This is a genomic window from Aureimonas sp. N4, assembly GCF_001463925.1.
Taxonomy (GTDB): Bacteria; Pseudomonadota; Alphaproteobacteria; order Rhizobiales; family Rhizobiaceae; genus Aureimonas; species Aureimonas ureilytica_A.
Window position 1 is genome coordinate 12,603 of record NZ_BBWS01000059.1, and the last position, 18,987, is coordinate 31,589.

At 66.5% G+C, this 18,987-nt stretch carries 25 protein-coding genes and 1 riboswitch; of the genes, 4 read left to right on the forward strand and 21 right to left on the reverse strand.

Features of this window, described 5'->3' with window-relative positions:
• Window positions 1-8: 8 nt before the first annotated feature.
• The 3 genes from AUL28_RS20520 to AUL28_RS20530 are packed head-to-tail and all read right to left on the reverse strand — an operon-like array spanning window position 9 to window position 1,771.
• Window positions 9-821 (reverse strand): anti-sigma factor family protein, encoded by an 813-nt coding sequence (locus AUL28_RS20520; RefSeq protein WP_019996261.1) that lies wholly within the window; start codon window positions 819-821, stop codon window positions 9-11.
• Window positions 818-1,333 carry an RNA polymerase sigma factor gene (locus AUL28_RS20525; protein ID WP_019996260.1) on the reverse strand — a complete coding sequence of 172 codons (516 nt, stop codon included), beginning with the start codon at window positions 1,331-1,333 and terminating at the stop codon, window positions 818-820. The genes AUL28_RS20520 and AUL28_RS20525 overlap by 4 nt, the downstream gene beginning before the upstream one ends.
• 21 nt (window positions 1,334-1,354) lie before the next feature.
• Window positions 1,355-1,771 carry a nuclear transport factor 2 family protein gene (locus AUL28_RS20530; RefSeq protein WP_019996259.1) on the reverse strand — a complete coding sequence of 139 codons (417 nt, stop codon included), beginning with the start codon at window positions 1,769-1,771 and terminating at the stop codon, window positions 1,355-1,357.
• Window positions 1,772-1,959: 188 nt separating this feature from the next.
• Between AUL28_RS20530 and AUL28_RS20535 the strand changes: the two genes are divergently transcribed.
• From AUL28_RS20535 to AUL28_RS20550, 4 genes are all read left to right on the forward strand, one after another.
• Window positions 1,960-2,763 carry a substrate-binding domain-containing protein gene (locus AUL28_RS20535; protein WP_019996258.1) on the forward strand — a complete coding sequence of 268 codons (804 nt, stop codon included), beginning with the start codon at window positions 1,960-1,962 and terminating at the stop codon, window positions 2,761-2,763.
• 32 nt (window positions 2,764-2,795) lie between these two features.
• Window positions 2,796-2,859: riboswitch (Fluoride riboswitch) on the forward strand.
• Between the two features lie 57 nt (window positions 2,860-2,916).
• Entirely contained in the window at window positions 2,917-3,348 is a 432-nt protein-coding gene (gene crcB / locus AUL28_RS20540; protein ID WP_062236508.1) for a fluoride efflux transporter CrcB, read from the forward strand.
• A 277-nt stretch (window positions 3,349-3,625) separates the two neighbouring features.
• Window positions 3,626-4,348 carry an LssY C-terminal domain-containing protein gene (locus AUL28_RS20545; RefSeq protein ID WP_019996256.1) on the forward strand — a complete coding sequence of 241 codons (723 nt, stop codon included), beginning with the start codon at window positions 3,626-3,628 and terminating at the stop codon, window positions 4,346-4,348.
• Window positions 4,349-4,410: 62 nt separating this feature from the next.
• Window positions 4,411-4,641 carry a hypothetical protein gene (locus AUL28_RS20550; protein WP_062236511.1) on the forward strand — a complete coding sequence of 77 codons (231 nt, stop codon included), beginning with the start codon at window positions 4,411-4,413 and terminating at the stop codon, window positions 4,639-4,641.
• Between the two features lie 24 nt (window positions 4,642-4,665).
• Here the strand turns inward: AUL28_RS20550 and AUL28_RS20555 are convergent, their stop codons facing one another.
• From AUL28_RS20555 to AUL28_RS20640, 18 genes are all read right to left on the reverse strand, one after another.
• On the reverse strand, window positions 4,666-5,454 hold the full coding sequence (locus AUL28_RS20555; RefSeq protein ID WP_062236514.1) for a glutaredoxin family protein: 789 nt from the start codon (window positions 5,452-5,454) through the stop codon (window positions 4,666-4,668).
• A gap of 19 nt (window positions 5,455-5,473) precedes the next feature.
• The gene (locus AUL28_RS20560; RefSeq protein WP_062236517.1) at window positions 5,474-5,986 is read right to left on the reverse strand and encodes a DUF305 domain-containing protein; all 513 of its coding nucleotides are present in this window, start codon (window positions 5,984-5,986) and stop codon (window positions 5,474-5,476) included.
• A gap of 71 nt (window positions 5,987-6,057) precedes the next feature.
• On the reverse strand, window positions 6,058-6,510 hold the full coding sequence (locus AUL28_RS20565; protein WP_062236519.1) for a DUF305 domain-containing protein: 453 nt from the start codon (window positions 6,508-6,510) through the stop codon (window positions 6,058-6,060).
• A gap of 279 nt (window positions 6,511-6,789) precedes the next feature.
• Window positions 6,790-7,200, reverse strand: a complete 411-nt coding sequence (locus AUL28_RS20570; RefSeq protein WP_244493587.1) for a hypothetical protein — start codon at window positions 7,198-7,200, stop codon at window positions 6,790-6,792.
• Window positions 7,201-7,262: 62 nt separating this feature from the next.
• Window positions 7,263-7,535, reverse strand: a complete 273-nt coding sequence (locus AUL28_RS23730; RefSeq protein ID WP_244493588.1) for a DUF411 domain-containing protein — start codon at window positions 7,533-7,535, stop codon at window positions 7,263-7,265.
• A 187-nt stretch (window positions 7,536-7,722) separates the two neighbouring features.
• On the reverse strand, window positions 7,723-8,124 hold the full coding sequence (locus AUL28_RS20580; protein ID WP_062236524.1) for a hypothetical protein: 402 nt from the start codon (window positions 8,122-8,124) through the stop codon (window positions 7,723-7,725).
• A gap of 24 nt (window positions 8,125-8,148) precedes the next feature.
• Complete coding sequence (locus AUL28_RS20585; protein ID WP_062236527.1) at window positions 8,149-8,454, reverse strand: hypothetical protein; 306 nt, start codon at window positions 8,452-8,454, stop codon at window positions 8,149-8,151.
• Window positions 8,451-9,155, reverse strand: a complete 705-nt coding sequence (locus AUL28_RS20590) for a hypothetical protein (protein WP_062236530.1) — start codon at window positions 9,153-9,155, stop codon at window positions 8,451-8,453. The genes AUL28_RS20585 and AUL28_RS20590 overlap by 4 nt, the downstream gene beginning before the upstream one ends.
• Window positions 9,148-9,549 carry a hypothetical protein gene (locus AUL28_RS20595; protein ID WP_156420113.1) on the reverse strand — a complete coding sequence of 134 codons (402 nt, stop codon included), beginning with the start codon at window positions 9,547-9,549 and terminating at the stop codon, window positions 9,148-9,150. The genes AUL28_RS20590 and AUL28_RS20595 overlap by 8 nt, the downstream gene beginning before the upstream one ends.
• Window positions 9,546-10,448, reverse strand: a complete 903-nt coding sequence (locus AUL28_RS20600) for a metallophosphoesterase (protein ID WP_062236536.1) — start codon at window positions 10,446-10,448, stop codon at window positions 9,546-9,548. Before AUL28_RS20600 ends, AUL28_RS20595 begins: the two co-directional genes overlap by 4 nt.
• 219 nt (window positions 10,449-10,667) lie before the next feature.
• Complete coding sequence (locus tag AUL28_RS20605; protein WP_062236539.1) at window positions 10,668-11,180, reverse strand: metallophosphoesterase; 513 nt, start codon at window positions 11,178-11,180, stop codon at window positions 10,668-10,670.
• A complete protein-coding gene (locus AUL28_RS23430; RefSeq protein ID WP_062236541.1) occupies window positions 11,177-11,356 on the reverse strand; it encodes a hypothetical protein in 180 nt (59 codons plus the stop codon). Before AUL28_RS23430 ends, AUL28_RS20605 begins: the two co-directional genes overlap by 4 nt.
• Entirely contained in the window at window positions 11,353-11,553 is a 201-nt protein-coding gene (locus AUL28_RS20615; RefSeq protein WP_062236544.1) for a hypothetical protein, read from the reverse strand. The genes AUL28_RS23430 and AUL28_RS20615 overlap by 4 nt, the downstream gene beginning before the upstream one ends.
• Window positions 11,550-11,741: a hypothetical protein gene (locus AUL28_RS20620; protein ID WP_062236547.1), complete on the reverse strand. Its 192-nt coding sequence runs from the start codon at window positions 11,739-11,741 to the stop codon at window positions 11,550-11,552. Before AUL28_RS20620 ends, AUL28_RS20615 begins: the two co-directional genes overlap by 4 nt.
• A complete protein-coding gene (locus AUL28_RS20625) occupies window positions 11,738-13,924 on the reverse strand; it encodes an AAA family ATPase (protein ID WP_062236550.1) in 2,187 nt (728 codons plus the stop codon). Before AUL28_RS20625 ends, AUL28_RS20620 begins: the two co-directional genes overlap by 4 nt.
• 167 nt (window positions 13,925-14,091) lie before the next feature.
• Window positions 14,092-14,463 (reverse strand): hypothetical protein, encoded by a 372-nt coding sequence (locus tag AUL28_RS20630; protein WP_062236554.1) that lies wholly within the window; start codon window positions 14,461-14,463, stop codon window positions 14,092-14,094.
• A 19-nt stretch (window positions 14,464-14,482) separates the two neighbouring features.
• Window positions 14,483-16,858: a hypothetical protein gene (locus tag AUL28_RS20635; protein WP_062236557.1), complete on the reverse strand. Its 2,376-nt coding sequence runs from the start codon at window positions 16,856-16,858 to the stop codon at window positions 14,483-14,485.
• On the reverse strand, window positions 16,858-18,849 hold the full coding sequence (locus AUL28_RS20640; RefSeq protein ID WP_082640609.1) for a site-specific DNA-methyltransferase: 1,992 nt from the start codon (window positions 18,847-18,849) through the stop codon (window positions 16,858-16,860). Before AUL28_RS20640 ends, AUL28_RS20635 begins: the two co-directional genes overlap by 1 nt.
• Window positions 18,850-18,987: the final 138 nt, after the last annotated feature.

Here is an 18,987-nt window from a genome sequence, read left to right on the forward strand (position 1 = left end):
GGCGCTCCTCAAAGCTGGTTCGCGGGCTTGGGCTCCGGCGGTCGCTCCAGTTCGTCGTAGACGAGCCGGGCGACCGGCATCAACGCCTCGCGGGCTGTCGCGGCCGTCACGACATAGCCAAGGCCGCGGTCGCGCCACAGGAAGGCGGATACGCCGTCCTCCTCGACGAACTGGAACGACGTCTCCTCCGTCTCATCCGTCTTGACGTACAGCGTCAGCCGCGTGCCCGCGTCATCGTCGTACATCAGCATCGCGGCCGGACCGGAACGACCCGGCAGAAGGCGGCCGCCCATCAGGCGGTAGCCGAGCCGGGTAAGGTCTGGGACGGTGATCGGCGTTCGCAGCCGCTTCGACAGCCAGCCCACGAGATGGGCTCCCTCGTCGGCCCTGACCTCGACGGGATGGACGACCTCGACCACGAAGGTGCGGTAGGCCGCGATCGCGTCGTCCGCCATGCGGGCGGTGCGGACGGGTTCGGCGTTCGGGGCGCCGAGGATGCCGTTCGCCATCCAGCCCCCGAGCCCGCCGAGTGCGAGCCAGGCGCAGACGGCCGCGACCGACCGTAGATGAAGCAGCCGGCGACGGCGCACCCCGGCGCGGATGCTGGAGATGCGAAGGCGAGCCGGGATGGGTTCGGCGGCCTTGGGCCCAAGGCGGTCGCGCAACTCGGCGAGCAGCCTGCGATCCCGCTCCAGGTCGGCGGCGATCGCAGGGTGGTCCACGAGATAGCGTTCCACCGCTTCGACGCGTTCGGCACCGAGACGCCCGTCGAGATAGGCCTGGAGGTCGTCCTCGCCGACGGGAAGATCGATCGGGTTCACTTGACCCTCCTGAGGTTCGGCCTCGCGCCATGGTCGAGATAAGAGCGCAAGCGCTCCCGGGCACGCGACAGGCGCGACATCACGGTTCCGATCGGCAGTCCCGTGACCTTGGCGGTCTCCTCGTAGCTCAGGTCTTCGACGCCGACGAGAAGAAGCACCGTGCGGTGCTCCTCGCTGAGCGTCTCTAGGCCGGCGAGGACGTCGCGGAACTCGGCCTTGCCCAACTGGCCGCCATCGACTCCGGGCGGCTCGGCCATGTCGTCGAGCCCGACGTGCTCGCCGCGCCGGCGGCCCTGGCGCAGAGCCGACAGGTGAAGGTTGCGCAGGATGGCGTAGATCCAGGCGCGCAGGTCGCCGTCGGGGCGGCGCAGGTGCCAGCGCCCGACGACGCGCTCCAAACAGTCCTGGACGAGATCGTCGGCGGCTGTGGCGTCCCGCACTAGGGCGTAGGCATAGCGCCGCAGCCCCGGGATCAGCGGTTCCACCAACCGTGCGATCTCATCCTCGCTCATGGCGGCCCTCGCTTCCCGGCCTTACTTCGCGAGCGCCGGGTCGACCTGCCAGATCTCGTCGGCAAGCTTGCCGTCGCGGAACAGCATGACGTAGCGCACGGGAATCTTGTCCTTGCCCGCGAACACGACGTTCGCGGTGACGGTCGCACCCTTCGGGTTCATCGCCTCCGAGACGCCCATGACGTTCGCGGTCAGGTTCGGCTGGGCCTTGGCGAACTTCTCCCAGACCGCCTTGATCTCGGAACCCTTGTAGGTGCCGTCGAGCGGGCCGCCTACCCAATGAAGGGTCGCGCCGTCACCGTAGGCGCCTGCGACTGCGGCGGTGTCCCCCTTGGCGATCGATGCGATGCGGGCCTGCGCCATGTCGGCGGCAGGGCCGGCATGGGCTGCGGTTGCCGTGATCACGGCCATGGCCGCGGTGGCGAGAAGGGTCTTCATGGGTGTTCGTCCTCGACGTCGGAGATTGCTGACCATGCCGAGACGCTGCCGACGATCCCTTATTCCCGTGCGATTGGCAAAAATCTCGGGTGCGTCTCGCGGAATAAACTCCGGCGGGCAGCGTCCCTTTCTTGAACCGCCCGGTCTTTGGGGCACCCACCACCCGACGCAAACCGCCAGGAGTTCCGATGTTCCGCCTTCCACTTCTTGCTGCCGGCGCCGTGCTTGCCGCATGCGCTTTCGCGCAGGCCGCCGACACCGAACTGTTCGATCCCACCATCCGGCACGAGCCGAAGGACGGCGTCGTTCGCCTCTACGGTGCGGGCGGACCCAACACGGCGTTCCAGAAGGTCGCCGACCTTTGGATGCGGCAGACCGGGAACAAGGTCGAGATCACCGCCGGCCCGGAGGGCACGTGGTCGAAGAAGGCCCAGGGTGATGCCGACATCATCTGGGGCACGTCCGAGCAGTCGATGACGGCCTTCCTCCAGACCTACAAGACCTTCTCGTCGACCCAAGTTCAGCCGATCTACGTCCGTCCCACCGTGATCGCGGTGAAGAAAGGCAATCCGAAGGGGATCCAGGGCTTCGAGGACCTCCTGAAGGACGGCATGCGGATTGTCGTCACGGAAGGGTCGGGCGTCGCCAACACGTCGGGCACCGGAACCTGGGAGGACGTGGCGGGCCGTCTCGGCAGGCTGTCGGACATCGAGCGCTTCCGCCGCAACATCGTCAGCTTCTCCACCGGCTCTGGCGCCAGCTTCAAGGCGTTCGGGGATCTCGATGCGGACGCCTGGATCACGTGGCCGGACTGGACGGTGACGAAGGCCGACGTGCTCGACGCCGTGCCGATCGAGACGGACCGCCGCATCTGGCGCGACCTGAACATTGCGGTCGCTCCGGACGCCGATCCGCAGGCGAAGGAGTTCGCCGAATTCCTGGTCACACCGGAGGCGCAGGCTTTGATGCGCACGGAAGGGTGGGAGCGGTGACTTCCCAACCTCGCGAGAGCGCGTTACCGTCTCATCGCTACGGGGATGGGGTTCCCCCACAACCGCCCGCGTCGGGCTGATGACTCCTATCGAAACCGCGGCGCATGCTTGGATTTCTCCGAGCATGCGAACCCATGTCGATAGGAGACCCGCATGTCCTTCACCAGTTGCGTCATCGTCATGCTGGGCGGTGCGCTCGGCACGTTCCTGCGCTACGCCATCTCGGTTGTCGCCCTGCCGATCAGCCGCGACCTGCCCTGGGGCACGATCCTCATCAACATCGCGGGCTCCTTCGCGATCGGCCTGTTCGGGACGCTCACGCTCGCTTCGGGCCGTTTCCCGGCTTCGGAGAACCTTCGTCTGTTCGTGATGATCGGCCTCTGCGGTGGCTTCACCACCTTCTCCTCGTTCAGCCTTCAGACGCTCGATCTCCTGCGGGCCGGTGCCGTCCCCCGCGCCATGCTGAACGTTGCCCTGTCGGTGGTCCTGTGCGTGGCGGCCGTTGCCGTTGGTCACTTCGTGGCTTCACGCTACAACGACAGCGCCCAGCGTATCGCGCAGATCGACATCGAGGAGGATGCGTAGCCTTGTGCGGCGACCGGCGCTGTCCTGTTGAGGGAAGTTACAGAAACACGCGTGTTGTCTCCGAAGGGTCGATGGCTGATGGTCTGCTACAGGAGGCTCGTTTCGTAGTGCCGATCGTGCGAAAGGGATGGCACCCGGTCGGTCGATTTCGGGTGTGGAATGTGGTCGACCGGACGGGCCGAAGCAGCACCCAGGGTGCCGTATCGTTCGACGAGGGCGCATGGTCCTGCGACGCCTAGCGCTTGCCGTCGGCGGAAGTGCCGTCGCGTGGGCCTGCATGGCGTATCTCGTCCTGCCGTTCGCGCTGCGCCACTACGAGCATCAGACCGCGCTGAACGGCTTGGAGATGGTGACGCGTACGGCGGACGGGCTGTCGGGCGATCCTCTCAACGTCGGCGTCGTCGGATCCCGGAGCGAACTCGTGACGGCCATGGCAGCCGCAGGTTGGACGCCGGCCGATCCCGTGACGCTTCGCACCAGCATCGAGATCGTCGGTAGCGTGGTTCTCGACCGCGCTTATCGCGATGCGCCCGTAAGTCCGCTGTTCTACCAAAGGCGACAACAGGACCTCGCCTTCGAGAAGGCGGTCGGACTGAGCGCAGACCGGCGCCAGCATGTGCGTTTCTGGAATGTCCTGTCAGCCGGGGCGGAGGGCCGACCTGTCTGGCTCGGATCCGCCTCGTTCGATGTCGGCGTCGGGTTCAGCCATTACACGGGTGCCGTGACCCATGCCATCTCTCCGGACGTCGATGCGATGCGTGACGAGTTGGCGGCCGATCTTGCCAGGACCGGGCGTGTTGCGGAGGTCTACGAGGTGACGGGCGTCGGCTTGACCTTGAACGGTCGCAATGGCGAAGGGGACCGCTACTACACGGACGGCGAGATCCGCTTCTCCATCCTGGCGCCTCCGGGGGTGGCGGGACGCCAGCCGCCTCCCGTCCTGCCCAACCCGCCGCTCATCGACCTCAAGAACGCGTTGTGGAACGCCGCCACCAACTGAGGACGTGCAACGCTTTGGCAAAGTGCGCCTAGGAATCGTATCGTCCGCTAGGGAGCGGATTTATGAGAGGTACCTACGGCGCGAACGGGCCGGAAGCAGATGGGCCGCAGGCCGACGCCTACCCGATCGTCTGTATCTTTGATGGCGAGGCATTCTTCGCGACGCCGAACAACCTCGTCCGCGTCGTCGTGGGAGCCGTCGTGCCTGGCCTCGGCACGATCACCTCCGTCGAGGCGTTCCCGAACGGCGGCGGCACCGTCGTCGGCACGGAGGCGGTCCTGCGGACGCGCTGAGCCGACGACGATCCGGCTTCCCCGTCACGCGAACATGCGGGCAGCCATCCAGAGTGCCATGCCCACCATCATGAGGTTCTCGGTGAGGGACACGAAGCCGAGGGGCACGTTGGAGTCCCCGCCGACGCACGCGCACTTCAGCTCGCGCTTCTGGACGTAGACGGCCGCGAACACCGAGACGGCCCCGACCGTGCCGATGAACAGCGCGACCGGCACGGACAGCCACATCGCGGCGCCCGCGAGCATCAGCACGCCCGCCAGCGCCTCGCCGAATGGGTAGAGGTAGGCGTAGCGGACCCAGCGCTGGGCGAGGAGGTCGTAGCCGAGGAACATCGTGGCGAAGCCCTCCACGTCCCGCAGCTTCTGCACGGCCAGGAGGCACATCGCGATCGAGACGAACCACTCGGCGGTTCGCACCGTCAGCAGGGTTCCGAGAAGCGCCCAGGTCATCGCCACCGCCATCGCGGCCGCCATGGCGAAGATGGCGACGACGGGCTTGTAGGTGACCGCCTTGGGGTCGGCGACGGACTTGCCGAGGAAGCGCCGGAGGTCGTCGTACCCGCCGACCCGCTTCCCGTCGACGAACGTCTGGGGCGTCGTCTCCACATGGTGCTCGGCCTTGAAGGCGTCGGTCTCCTCGCGGGTCGTCAGCCAGCGGTCGTCGACCTCGAAGCCCTCGCGCTTCAGGAGGTCGACGGCGCGAAGGCCCCAGGGGCAGATGTGCTTGGGCATGACCATCCGGTAGATGGTCGCCCGCTTGGCCTTCACCGCGCTCGAGGGGGCCGTGCCCCCGTCTGCGATCGTCGTGGACATGTCGGTGTCCTTTCCCCGCTCAGTTGCCCGCCGGGATGGCGGCCTCGGGCATGCGGGGCGGGAGGTCCGGTGCGCCGGCGGCGGGCGGGTTGGCCTCTAGTTCGGCGATGAGGCGCTCCATCTCCCCGATCTCGCGGACCTGCGCCTCCACGATGCCGTCGGCCAGCTCGCGGACCCGCGGGTCGCGGATGTGCGCGCGCTCGCTCGTCATGATCGCGATGGAGTGATGGGGGATCATCGCCTTCATGTAGGAGACGTCACCGACCGTTTCCTGGCTTCGCACGAGCCAGAGGGCGCCGGCGAAGACGATGACGCTCGCCGCGACGATGCCGACGTTGGCTCCGCGCCGGGGGTACATCCCCCACATGAAGCCGATCATGATCAGCGCCATGACTGCGCCCATGACCACAGCCATCCAAGTTCGGGTCTGGCTGTAGAAGACGTGGTCGAGTGCGTATGTGTTCAAGTACATCAGGCCGAACATGACGACCGTCGAGGTCGCGATCATCGCGGCGAACCGTCCGTAACCCATGGTTCCTGCTCCGTTCGTTGGTGTGTCGGGATGCCCCGGAGGCGGCCGCCCCCGGAGCACGAGTCCGCCGCTTACTTCGCGAGCGCCTCGACACGGGCCGTCATTTCCTCGATCTCCCTCTTCTGGTCGTCGATGATCATCTGCGCCATCTGCTTGGACTTCGCGTCCTTGCCCAGCTTCAACTCGACCTCGGCCATGGCGATCGCGCCCTGGTGGTGGACGATCATCCCGCAGTTGAAGGCGAGGTCCGGGTCGTTGATCGACATGGTCTTCATCATCGGACCTTGGGTCTTCATCATCGCGTCCATGTTGCCCTTCTGGACCTCGTCCATCTGGCCGCCGGACATCATGCCCTCCATGCCGCCCATCATCTTGGACATGTCCATGGACCCGGCTGCGGCCTCGCAGGCTGCCGGAAGCGTCATCTGCTCTGACGACGACGCCATGCCGTGCTGGCCCCGCGCGGAAGCATGGGAGACGGCAGCGGCGAGGAGAGCGGCGGACAGGATCGTTATCTTGCGCATTGGTTCGTTCCTTTGGATGGGGTCCCTCGGGACCGTTCGCTGGATGTCGGCGTGCGACCGCGGGAGCGCGGCGACGCCATTGCTTGTTCGCTCATCGGCGACGGCCCGGGTGCTTCGGTCCGCCGTCGGCGTTCATGGTCATGAATGGGAGTTCGTGCCGGGCGGGTCGCCCACGCCGGGGCGACCGTCGCCGGACGCGGGAGGCGAGCGCCGCGATCGGACATGGACGGCACCGGGGCCGCGCGGACCAGCACGGTCGGCCGGGCCACTCGGAAAGGCTCAGGCGGACTTGGGGGGACGCTTCGGGCCGGGCGGCAGGATGCCCTCGCGATCCTGGTACAGGATCGGCGCGGGATCGGCCTCGAGGGCCACCCGGACGAAGCCGGGCGGTGCCGGGAACGGCAGAAGGCTGATGCAGGACTTCCCGCAGCAAGACATGCCGGACGTGCCGCCGTCGGGCTTGTGTGCCCCGCCATGGGCATGCGCCGACGGGCCCGGCGAGGAATCGGCGGCCGGATGGTCGTGGACGCTCACGCCGGCCATCGCGGTCCCGTGCCCGGCGAACGCGGCGACCGCGACCAGGGACAGGATGACGACGAGACTACGCAGGCATGCGCCGAGCATGGGACGTTCCGGCTTCCGATCCGTCGAGAACAGGCAGCGGCGGAAGGAGTTCCATTCGATCGGCACGAGGTGCGAGGGCCGACGACCGGGAGGGACCGTACGCGCCTTCCTGCCGTAGCCGTTAGGTCTCACTCCAGTCCGGCGCGGTAGAAGACCTCGGGTGCGGTCGACGCGTCGCCGAATGACAGGACGTCGAACCGGGTCTTCGGGTCGTCCCCCATGCCGGGCGACCCTGCAGGCATGCCCGGTGCCGCGATGCCCGCGACCCTCGGCTTCGTCGACATGAGCCTGTCGACGGCCTCCATGGGCACATGGCCCTCGATCACGTACCCGCCGATCCTGGCCGTGTGGCAGGATTCGACCGCTTCCGAGACGCCGAGCAGGCGCTTCAGCCCCGCCACGTCGTCTCGTTTGCTCTCGCCCTGACGTGCTTCGTTCTGCTTACAATCTGGAAAGCGCCGCCCTGGCTGGTCGCGCTCTTCGGTGCGCTGGGGCGTAGCGATCGGGGTGTAGTAACTCGGACCGCGGAACGGCCGCTTTCGGGTTCCCAGCGAACCCCGCCGAACGGCGAGCTTGGGTCGAAAGCAGTCACTCGTCGCCGAACGCCGCATAGACGGCCTTCGGCGCGATGCCCGGGCACGCCTCCCAGCTCGACGACCACGACACCCTTCCGTCCCCGATGTCGAAAATTCCGAACGGCTTCCCTCGCCATTCCCCGACCGCGATCCCGTCCACCCGGCCGGCCGCCCCCATCTCTGCGCTGCCCAACTCGGCCGTCGTCGTGAACGCGCAGACGGGCTCGGCGTCGAGGACGCGAGGGTCGGACGCGGTCCAGCGGATCTGCCAGCCGCCGCGGCGGGGTTGGACGTCGAGCTCGCAGACCAGGTCGCCGCATGGAGCGGAGTAGCGGCCGGCGTATCTGTCCTCGGCGGCCGTGGCGATCGGCATGGTCGCGAGGACGAGCGGAAGGGTGGCGAGGGCGAGGCGCATGCGGATTCTCCAAGGTTGCGGTGGTCAGTCTTCGTCGCGGCGGCGCGTGGCCTCGACCATGTCGTCGGTGCTCCGGCCCAGCTCGGCGAGCGCTTCCTTCTCGACGGCCAGGCGTCCGAGCTCGGCGGCCGCCGCTTCCGCCGCGGCCATCCGCATGCGCCGGACCTGCACGCCCGTCAGCCCCATGCGCTCGCTGAGCTCGGACAGCGGGACATCGCCGTCCAGCCATGCCGCGATGAAGTCAGTGGGTCGCAGCTCGGGGTGCGCGACGGTGCGGTCCAACCTCTTTCGGATGATCTGTCTCGCCAGGCGTTCGCGGTCGTCTGTCATGCGTCGTCCTCCGAGTCGTCGTCGGCGAGCTTGCGGATGCGTTCGAGGACGCTGTCCGGCAGGCCGGCCGGCGTGACGATCATGCTGACGCCTGGGCGCGGCGGGACGAGAAGCTCCATGGAGAGGACGACGAGGCCGGCCAGGTCGACGTCGAGGATCTCGCACGCGACCTTCGTGCTCGTCCCGGCGTTCGACCAGAGCTCCACGACTGCACGGCAAGGGTCTTCGGGCATCGGATAGAACGTCATCTCGAACCATGTCACACGGTGAAGGATTCGGCGCAGCCGTGCGCGGTCGGCCTCGGCCGCCTTCTGCATGCGCTCCATGTCGCGGGCGTTCCAGTCGACGGCGAGCTGCTGACGGATCAGCCACCAGACGTCGCGGTCGAAAGACTCGGACCGTCGCTGCGCATGCCCCGCCCAGCCGACGCGGTAGACGCCGCGGTCGTGCTCGAACGCCCGATGCCAGACCTCGCGCCACGCGGGATTCGCCTTCCACAACGGCGGAGTCAGGCGGTCCCGACGAGCGAGGTCGGGCAGCTGCAACTCGTCCGCGAATCGACGCTCGATGGGGACGCCGTGTCGGTACGCGGCGGCATAGAGCTGAGGCAGGCCGGCGAGGCCGAGCGCGGCGACGGCGTCCGTCCAGCGCATGCGGCCGGACTGCCAGTCGTGGAGGACGGTGCGGGCGAGGTCAGTCATCGGCACCGTCCGTGTCGTAGGCGGCACGCAGCAGGTCGTCGGCGTCGCCTGCCGCGATCCGGGCGAGGTCGTCCCGCCGGAGGGCTTCCATCGTCTCCTCCCACACGTCGGTCGGAACCTGCTCCGGCCACCCTGGCGGCTGGGGACTCATCCGATTGTGGACGAGGGCGACGTCGACGTGCGAGACGCCGTGGCGGGCGGCAATCTCGCTGAATGGGCGGAAGGCGGCGAGGTCAGCCTCCTGGCCTTCGAACCCGAACCGCTCGCAGAGCTCCGAGGTGCTGATGTGCCCGGCGATCCAGTCCTCGACATGCCGCCTCGGATACTGGTTCGCGTCCGCGACCTCTTCGACCGTCGGACGGCGCTTGCGTTCCCGCTTCCGACGCTCCTTCATTCCGGCGCCCGTCCGTAGGGCCATTGGAAATCGTCCGGACGGTCGATCGCGACGTCGATGTTCGCACCCGTCGCGAGCGGGCGCAGGTCGGCGGTGTCGATTATCAGGCCGGGATCGAATGCACGATTCTCGATCTCGGCGGGACGGTGGCGGCCGGCGGCGGCGCGGACGTAGCCGCGGGGATTCGCGAGGATGCGGGTCCCGCCGAGCCCATAGTCGCGGCGTTCGTGGATATGGCCGTGCAGCCAGAAGTCGGGCCGATACTGGCGGATCAGCGGCTCCAGGTCGCTCGCATACGACGCGTCGAGCGCCTCCGTGCAGCGTCCTCCGAGAAGCGAGCGGGCGCTTGGCGCGTGGTGGGTCATGACGATCGTCGGGCCGTCGAATGGCGTGGCCAGGCGCGCTTCCAGGAACGCCCGGTAGCGCTGGTGCTCCTCCTCGAGCATCCATGGCTTCAGGCGGCGCGTGTAGGAACGCGTGCGGATGAGGCGCAGGTCGTTCATGTAGCGCAGGGCTTCGGCGTGCGCGGTGTACTCGTCGGTGTAGATTCGGTAGTCCGTCCAGAGCGTGCCGCCCAGAATGCGGCAGCCCTCGAGGATCAGCTCGTCGCCGTCGAGGAGATGGATGCCTTCCTCGGCGCCCAGCCGATCGCGAAAACGGGCGATCTCGGTGTCGAGGGACGAGCGCCAGAAGTCGTGGTTGCCGGCGATGAGGACGATGGGCAAGCCCGTGCGGTCGCGCTGGCGGAGAAGCCAACGGAGGCCGCGGCGGCTGAGGCGGCCGGCGATGTCGCCGGCGCAGAGGATGGCGTCGGCGCGCAGGTCAATGGGGATGTCGTACGCGGCGCCGGACGCGCTGCTGTAGTCGTCGTGGATGTCGCTGAGGATATGGGCTCGCATTGGAGGGGGGCCTTCCGGGCTCGTCCCGGTGGCGGCATCGGCCGCGTCGGGTACGTCGTCTTTATCTCATGCGGGTGGTGCAGAGGCGATGAAGGATTAAGGTCCAGTTGTAATTGTTCGCCGATCTTTTTGGCCTGTTCGGCCTCCCGGCGCCGGCGGACGCGTTCGTCGAGCGCTGCCAAGAGCACTGCGGCTGCCGGACCCCAGTCGGTGACCGGATCATTCATTCCGGGCGTCTCCGATCCGCTCCAGGATCTCGGACAGGCGGACAGGGCGGTAGCCCCACGCATCGACGCCGACGTCCGTAGAGCGTCCGACGCCCGACCTGTTGCCGTGGCAGTGCCCGAAGAGATGGACGGCGCCCCGGTAGAAGCCTGGCCACTCGAGCATCGGATAATGACAGAGGACCAGACGGACGCCTTCGACCGCGAGCTGGTGGATCTCCGAGACCGTTTCCCATCCCATGCCCGTCGCGACAGCGAGCGTGTCATGGTTGCCGGCGATCAGATGCTTGTGGCCGTTCAGGCGTTCGAAGACGCGTCCAGCCTCGCCCGGCTCCGCACGGTACGCGAAGTCGCCGAGGTGGAAGACCTCGTCGTCGGGGCGGACGGCCGCGTTCCAGTTGGCGATCAAGGATTCGCGCATATCGACGACGTCGCGGAACGGGCGGTTGTTCATCGCGATGCATCGGGCGTGGCCGAAGTGGGTGTCGGCGGTGAACCAGGTCGTCACGTCCGGTCCCTCCGCACCACGTCTCCGAGCAGCCGCTCGACATAGCCCGGCGTAAGCTCGGCAGCTCCAGCGACGATGAGAAGCGCGACGGCGTCGTCGAGCGACAGGCCGTACGTGCTCATGACGTCGGCGAGGTCGCCGGCGGCGGAGGGCGGCAGTGTGACTTCGATCTTCACGACGGCTCTCCCACCTCGACGCGGGAGCGCACGTACGCGGCATCGAGCACGTCCGAACGCGTCTCAGACAGGACGAGGATCGCCGCCGCGACGACCTCGTCGAACGACTTGCCGTCGCGGTCCGAGATGGCTTTCAGTTCGGCGACGATCCGCGTCGGGAGCGTGACGCGCACGCGCATGATCGGGAACTTCGTCATGTCCGTCCTCCATGTGCCCGTGCGACGACGAGCTGCATTGCGATGATCCCAATCGTCTTGCGCTCGGGCGTCGTCAGATGGCTCCAGACCTCCACGGCCTGGACGATCTGGTCGAGGACGGGCATGCCGTCCTCGACTTCGATCGCCTCGAGGCGAGCCTTCACGTCGGGGCGCAGAGCGACGATCATCGTGCGACCTCCGCGCCCGGCGCATCCGCCTCCGGCACCGGCGGCACCGAGACGGTCGCCCCCAACAGCCCACGTTCGCCGGCGAACGCGGCGAGCATCGGCTGCGACAACACGCGGCGTTCCAGCGCCATGGCGGCGAGCGCCTCGACGTGGTCGCGATGGGCACGAACCAGGGCGACGGCGCGTCCGTAGAGCCCGCGCAGCCGGTCCTCCACCTCGCGGTCGAGGACCTTCTCGACCGACGCCAGGCGCCCGCCGAGCCCGAAGCGCCCGACGATCCGCGTGACGAGCGTCGTCGCCTGGTGCAGGTCGGACTGCTCGCCGCCGCCGGCACCGCCGGAGACGACGCCGAGGCAGATTTCTTCCGCGGCACGCCCTGCGAGGAGCGAGACGACCAGGCCTTCCAGGTCGTCGAGACGACCGCAGCCGAGGTCGGAATTGATATCGACGCCTCCGTGAGAGCCGTCGGCGGCGACGAGGCTCAGCGCACGGGGGACATGCCCACGGATCATCTCCGCCACCGCGTGCCCGGCTTCGTGCACGGCGACCAGGCGGCGCATCTCGTCCGAACGGGTGTCGGGCGGCATCGCGATCGACAGGAGATCCTCGGCCACGACGGGGCGGCCGGCCCGGCGGGCGGTGCGTCGGGCCTCGCGGGCGAAGCGCGACACGTCGGCGCCCGAAATCGTTCCCGCGAGCGCCGTCGCGGCCGGACCGAACGCCTGATCGTCTTCGCCCGGCAGGTGGTGCTGGAAGATGCGCAGTAGCGCGTCCTCGTCCGGCAGCCCGATGTGGAAGCGACGATCGAGGCGTCCTGAACGGATCATCGCCGGATCGAGGTGCTCGACGATGTTGCACGCACCGATCACGACGATGCCTTCACGGCGGGACGTGCCGTCGAGACATTCGAGGAGGCACGTCACGATCGCCGTCCACCACGAATCCCACTCGCTTCCACCGCGTCCGCGCACGGTATCCAACTCGTCGATGAACACGATGCATGGCGCGTTCTCGACCGCCGAGGCGAACGTCGCACGGATGGACTTCAGGACGTAGCCGAGGTGGCCGTCGCCCGACGACTGCCATTGTGCGTACGAGGTGGCGATGAACGGCACGCCACACGCCGCCGCCAGGGCCGACGCGAACATCGTCTTGCCGGTGCCTGGTGGCCCGTGGAGAAGGCATCCCGCGTCGACGTCCGCCCAGCCCAGCTTCCCGCGACGGTACAGCGCCAGGTCGGCGGCGAGGCTCTCGCCCCATGTGCGGGCGTCGCCGTAGCCGTGGAGATCCGTCAGCAGCGGCGAGTCCGGACGCAGCACCGTCGGCGTGTAGGCGCGGGTGCTCGACGTCGTCGACTTCTTCTCCGTCGCGGCCGCGTCCGCTGCCTCCGAGGCCTTCTTCTCCGCGATCTCGCCGTCGCGCAACGCGAGGACGATCCCGGCGACGCCGGCCGGGTCGAGGGCACGGTCGCAAGCCGAGTCGAACCATCCCGGTGCCATCGCGGTTGCCGGCAGCGACGCCGGCCACGATGCGCCCTTGATCCCGAACGCCCGGTCGAGGGCGGCTGCGACGTGCTCGATCGGCAGCGTCGACAGGTCTACCGAGACGTCGACATGCGGGGCGAGCGACGGCGGCAGGACATCGGCGGCGAGGCGCGTGACGAGGACGTGTCCGCCGCGCAGGCGGTCGAGTGCCTGCGCGACGTTGAGGCGATACTCGCCGTTGCGGTATCGGTCGGCCTCCGGATGGAGGTGGCAGTGATCGACCGACGCGAACACGTGCCGCGTCGCGATTCCGAGAAGGATCGCCTGGAAGGCGTATGCGAAGACCATGCGCCAACGGTGGCTTGGCAACACGACGTCGATCAGAAGGTGCGGCGAGCGGTCGGAGAGGACGCGGGCGGCGATCGCCGCTTCGGCGTCGCCGAGGGTGTGCGCGAGGCCGAGGTATGCGACGTAGGTCGACGGCGACAGCTTGTCGAAGGCCTTCGCGAACGCCTCGACGCGGGTCTTGCGCAGCTGGGCCGTCGCGGCGTCGTCGTCGGGATCGACGAACGTGGTCTCGCGGAGGCAGAACTGCCCCGCTTCGTTGAAATCGAAGTCGTCGGGGGATGCGTCGGCGACGTCGGTCGGGTCGGTGACGACGCGCTTGCCGACGACGCGCTTGAGGCGGGTCTTGGTCATTGAAGGTGGCTCCCGGCCACTGCGCTTCCCTTCGCGGCATCGGCCGGCGGGGGATAGCTCTCGCATAGTCGGCTCATGCCGGTTCGATGCGGTGACGCTGTTCTAGCAGCAATCCTTGTCGAATGGGTTAACGTCCGCGAAAATCCTTCGGAAGTACGTCGATATTCTTACTCGCGGACGGGCTCCGGCTTCGGCGGCGGCTCATCGGAAAGCGTCTTCGTGAACTCGCGCATGCGGAGCCTGATGAGGTTCTCCGGGATGCGCATGGCCTCGTCTGCGTCGCGGAAATCGTCGACGAGGGCCTGCATCTCGCAGTCGAGTTCGGCGACGAGGGGTGCCAGACGCTGGAGCTCGCTGATGACACGTGGCGGGAAGGTCGAGTCGCCGGCGATCCAGCGCTCCGCGTTTCGCTTCGAGACGCCGAGCCATGTGACGAATCTGTCCGGAGCAAGCGATCCAAGGACCTGATGGGCCAGGACCAAGATGTCGTCGAGCGGGATGAGGTTCTCGCGGCGTGGACGCGGGTTCTTGTCGGTCATGGCGGCATTCCTCGCCGGTTCATCGAACAGCGACGCTACCCGCTCCTCCTTGCTCCACGGTGAACTCGACCTGCAGAGCGGTCTCGACAGCATCCTTCGCATCGTCGTGATGGATGGCCGCTAGGCGTCCCGACTCCCATCGCCACGTCATGAAGCCGTCATCGCCGATCTTGCTGACCTGACCGCCGGCTGCGATGGACCACCGTCCCTTCGTGATCATTCTCACCTGGATCCGAGATCTTTCTCCGGTCGAGGTGATGTCGAATAGCTTGCGCCGGGAGTCCTCGGAGATCAGATGATCTCCCTTCGTCTCGATGGCGACCACCGTGCGGTCCATCCAGACGAGGAAGTCGGGGAAGAAGACACCGGTCGACCCGCGATCCAGCAGCGGAATGAAGTATCCCGAACCTTCGGGGTTTCGACACCAGACCCGCTGCGTGCGGTCGATCGCCCTCGCGATTGCCAGTTCGAGATCGTTCAGTCCGCTGTAGCGGGCGTGGAGTGCGTTCGAGAATGGCACGGCGGTTGCTGGATCGATCGCGACAGGTCCGACCGAATAGGGACGATCGTCCTCGTTCTGTATCAGCCGCGAATGATCGACGAATGCCGACACGACGTCCGCAGCGATACTCTTCACATGGTCGGCAGCAGGACTGGTGATCTCGATCAAAGCATCGAACTTCGGTAGCTCGATGTCGACGAGGTTGACGGGGCCTCCGCCTCTTCGTGCCCCGCCGGGGAACAGTCTCTGCACTTCGCGGCGAAACACCGACCTGACCGAGATCAGGTTGCTGTGCTCGATATCGATCCATTCGTAGCTGAGATTGCCGCCTGCGCCGACCTCCTGCAAAACCTGCATGCGGGCGCCTTGGCCGACGGTGTTCTCCTCGCCGCTCTTGAAGCCGAGCATCCTTCCGACGATCTTCCTGATCGGTTCGCGGGCCGGGCCGGAGTACAGCGCGACGGTGGGCACGGCTCTGGGGCGCGTGGGCATCTCGCGATAGGCTACGGCGCGACGGTTCTCCGTCCGGACGGAGAACTCGACGGAGGGATGCTCCGAGGCGAGCTCCTTGCCGACCTGTTCGATGATGTCTTCGAAGATGCCCTTCTCGTCGGCTCGGATGTAGAAGTGCGCGGTGTTGAGGATCGGATCAGCGAAATGCTTCGCGCTGGGCTGTCGGAGCACGCGTCCGATGACCTGTGTGATCTGCCGGGCGGACGCCATCTCCTTGTCGATATAAGCGAAGCCGCACTTGGGATCGTCCCACCCCTCCTGAAGTGAGAGGTTGAAGATGATGTGCTCGAAGTCGCCCGACGTGAATCGATCGTAGTCCCGATCGCCGTTTCCGAAGAGCCGGAAATCCTTTCGCGCAGGCGTGTCCTTATCGAATTTTAGCTGCGAGTAGACCGCGATCTTCGATGGATCGACGCCGGCTGCGACGAGGTGTCTCCAGATCACGATCGGCCGAGCCTGCCGCTGTTCGAACGGCCGCTTCACGTCCTCCGATATCGGCACTCCGTCTACCGTGTTCGTCGATGCGACGTAGATGGCCTTCGGACGGAACGGTTCTTCCAGGTCGGCGGCGGAAGCGGCGGCGTCCGCCATGTCCTGGAGAAGGGCGTCGACCGCTGTCTCCATGGGCGTGACGTAGCCGCCGATCGAGATTCGCCGCTTTACCAACCCTTCGGTGACGACGGCGGCGCTCGAGACCGTCGTCTTGAAGTCGTCCTCGGTCCAGTGCTTGTCCTTTCGGAGGCGATCCATGATCCATTCGAGGGCCTGCGGAACGCTCGGCGTCGCGCTCGCCGAGATCAGGGCGTCGGGATCGAGTTCGAGCAGCCGTTCGGTCTGCAGATCGGAAAGGTTCTGCCCCTCGTCGTACACGACGATCAAAGGACGCCTGATGCCTTCAGGCGTCCTGCGACGCTTCAGAAGGCTCCAGAGCGACTCGTCCGCCAGATCAAGTTGCGCTTGGTAGATTCTGAGATCCGACTCCTCCTGATCGCGCTGGGCGAATTTACCGACCGTGGCGATCAGGAGCAGCGGCGTCCCCGTGTCCTCGATGTCCGATGGCGCCACTTCAAGTAGAGGCTTCACGACGAATCCCGGAATGTTGTCGGCATATCGGCCATGCGCGAGGTTCGCGTAGGTCTGCCAGACGACGACGCGACCTTTCGACAACCAGAGGACGACCGGCTGACGCGGAAGATGGGCCTGCATCTGCGACACGGCATCGGCGAGCATCAACGTCTTCCCGCTGCCGGTGATCGACACCAGCAGCTGGAAGAACGGGACGGTCCTCGTCCGGCTGATCGTCAGGGGATCCTGCATGTATTCGCCGAAACGGTCCGCGATCTGTCGGGCCGCCTCCTGCTGGAAACCTAGAGGGCGCATCAGGCGGCGTCCTCGATCGCTGCGTCGTTGTAGCTTTCGTTCTCGTCCAGGCCGAAATGCGCGAGGATACGATCCGGGATCTTCCAGAATCGGACGTTCGGCGACTGGAAATCCTCATACCGTGCATAGACGTGGAACGGCGGCACCAGATCGGCCTTCCGCGCCTCGGCAGCCACGATCTTGTAGCTGTCCAGATCGAGGGATCCGACCGGTCCGTCGTTGTTCCAGATCAGGAAGTAGCCTTCGCCGTCCGCATCGCGACCAATGAGATACTGATGTCCGTCCTCCACGCGCTGGAGGTTCGGAGCTGCACGTTTGTGGGTCTCCCAGTGGGAGGTCAGGACGACGTCGATCAGCTCCTCACGCTTCATCGACATGACGGCTCGTGCATCGATCGTCTTGGTCAGGAGGCGATATTCGAACCCTCCGCCGAGCGGCGCGGCCTCCTTGTTTCCAGGCCTCTGGCCGGTAATGGCGTTCCGGAGGCGCTTCCAAGTCAGCGTCCGGGCGTACTTGTCGCCATTCTCGGGAGCTCCCTGCTCGATGAGGATGAATCGGCGATCCGCCCCCGACTCCGCGTTCATCTCCAGGACGGCGTGACCGGTCGTTCCGGACCCCGCGTACGGATCCATGACGAGGCCGCCGGGCGGACACCAGATCTGGATGATCTTCTTCATGAGGCGGAGCGGCTTGATGGTGTCGAACGAATGGTCAGTTCCGACCATCGCGTCGAGTTCCCGCTTCGCGAGATCGGTATGTCCCGACTCTTCGTGAGGCCAGGTGACCGCGCCGAGTTCCAACGGCTGCGCGTAGAGGTCCTCATCCCAGAAGGTGGTTGGAACCTTGCCTTCGCGGATTTCGCCCACGTAATTCTTCAGTCGCGGGCGCCCCGCGGACGGACGACGGGACTTGTCGTCGCGGAAGTAGAGGATGGGCCAGTTGTCCTTCGCCCTCCTGGCGAATGCGGCTTCCCGAGCCTTCAGGAAGACCGGATCCTTCTCGGGATCGTAGTCCTTTAGCCGCACGCCGCTTCCCTTAAGGACCAGTGCGGCCTTGCGGCCATCGCCGAGGTCCCGGAGTTCGTAGGGCGTGCCCCACTCCTCCAGCATCGACTTGCCTTCGTCCTTGGTGAAGTTCGTCCAGTGGGCGCGGGCCTCCGGAAGCTCGCCAGTGAATCGGTATTCGCCGTTTGGGTAGTGGAGATACCCAGTGAACGGCGACTGGATCGCGTAGGCCGTGTTCGTGCGGTCCTGACGAGCGGTGGGGTCCTTCGGTACCCACTCCTCCTTGGGGTCGTTGTCCGGATTGTGGGAGTTCCGCTCGCCGATCTCGAGAGAGCCGGTCGACGACAGGTCACGGTCCTTCGCGTAGACCAGGACGTACTCGGTCGTCTTCGACAACGACTTCGCGCCGTTCTTCGGCGAATACGACTTCTGCCAATTGATGATGCCGATCCGATTCGATTCGCCGAAGATCTCGTCCAGCATCATTCCGAGGTGGAACAACTCGTTCTCGTCGATGCAGATCGCGATGACCCCGCTCGGCTTCAGCATCGCCTTCATCATCTGAAGGCGCGGATACATCGTCTTGATCCACTTGGTGTGGCGGGAGCCGTCCTCCTTCCCGACAACGGTTCCCAGATCTGGATCGTTCGGATCCTGGTCCCAGCGGTCGTTGTATCGGAAGTTGTTCCCGGTGTTGTAGGGCGGGTCTGTGAGGATCAGGTCCACGGCGCCGCGGTACTTGTAGAGCGTCACCATCGCCTGCAGATTCTCCCCTTCGACCAGGAGATTGCGGGCCTGATGCTCGGGAGCGCCGACATGCAGCCTCGGCTCGCGACGGGTTATGCGAGGCCGAACGCGCTTGGAGATCTCGATCGCAGAACGCTTGCCGTGAAAATTCAAAGCGACCCCGTTCGCCATCATGTTCTGGACGAGTCGGACTAGGTCTTCGCGGTCGAGAGAGGCGAGATCGTCCTCAAGTTCCAGCATGGTGATTCTCCCCCGAGCGGCTGTTCGGCCTCTTTCGTACACCACCTCATGCATGAGAACGAGAGGTGAACAGGGCCGGCCACAACCTACACGTCCGCTGTTAACCATTCGTGCATTTCCGCCTTGCGGTTGATCAGG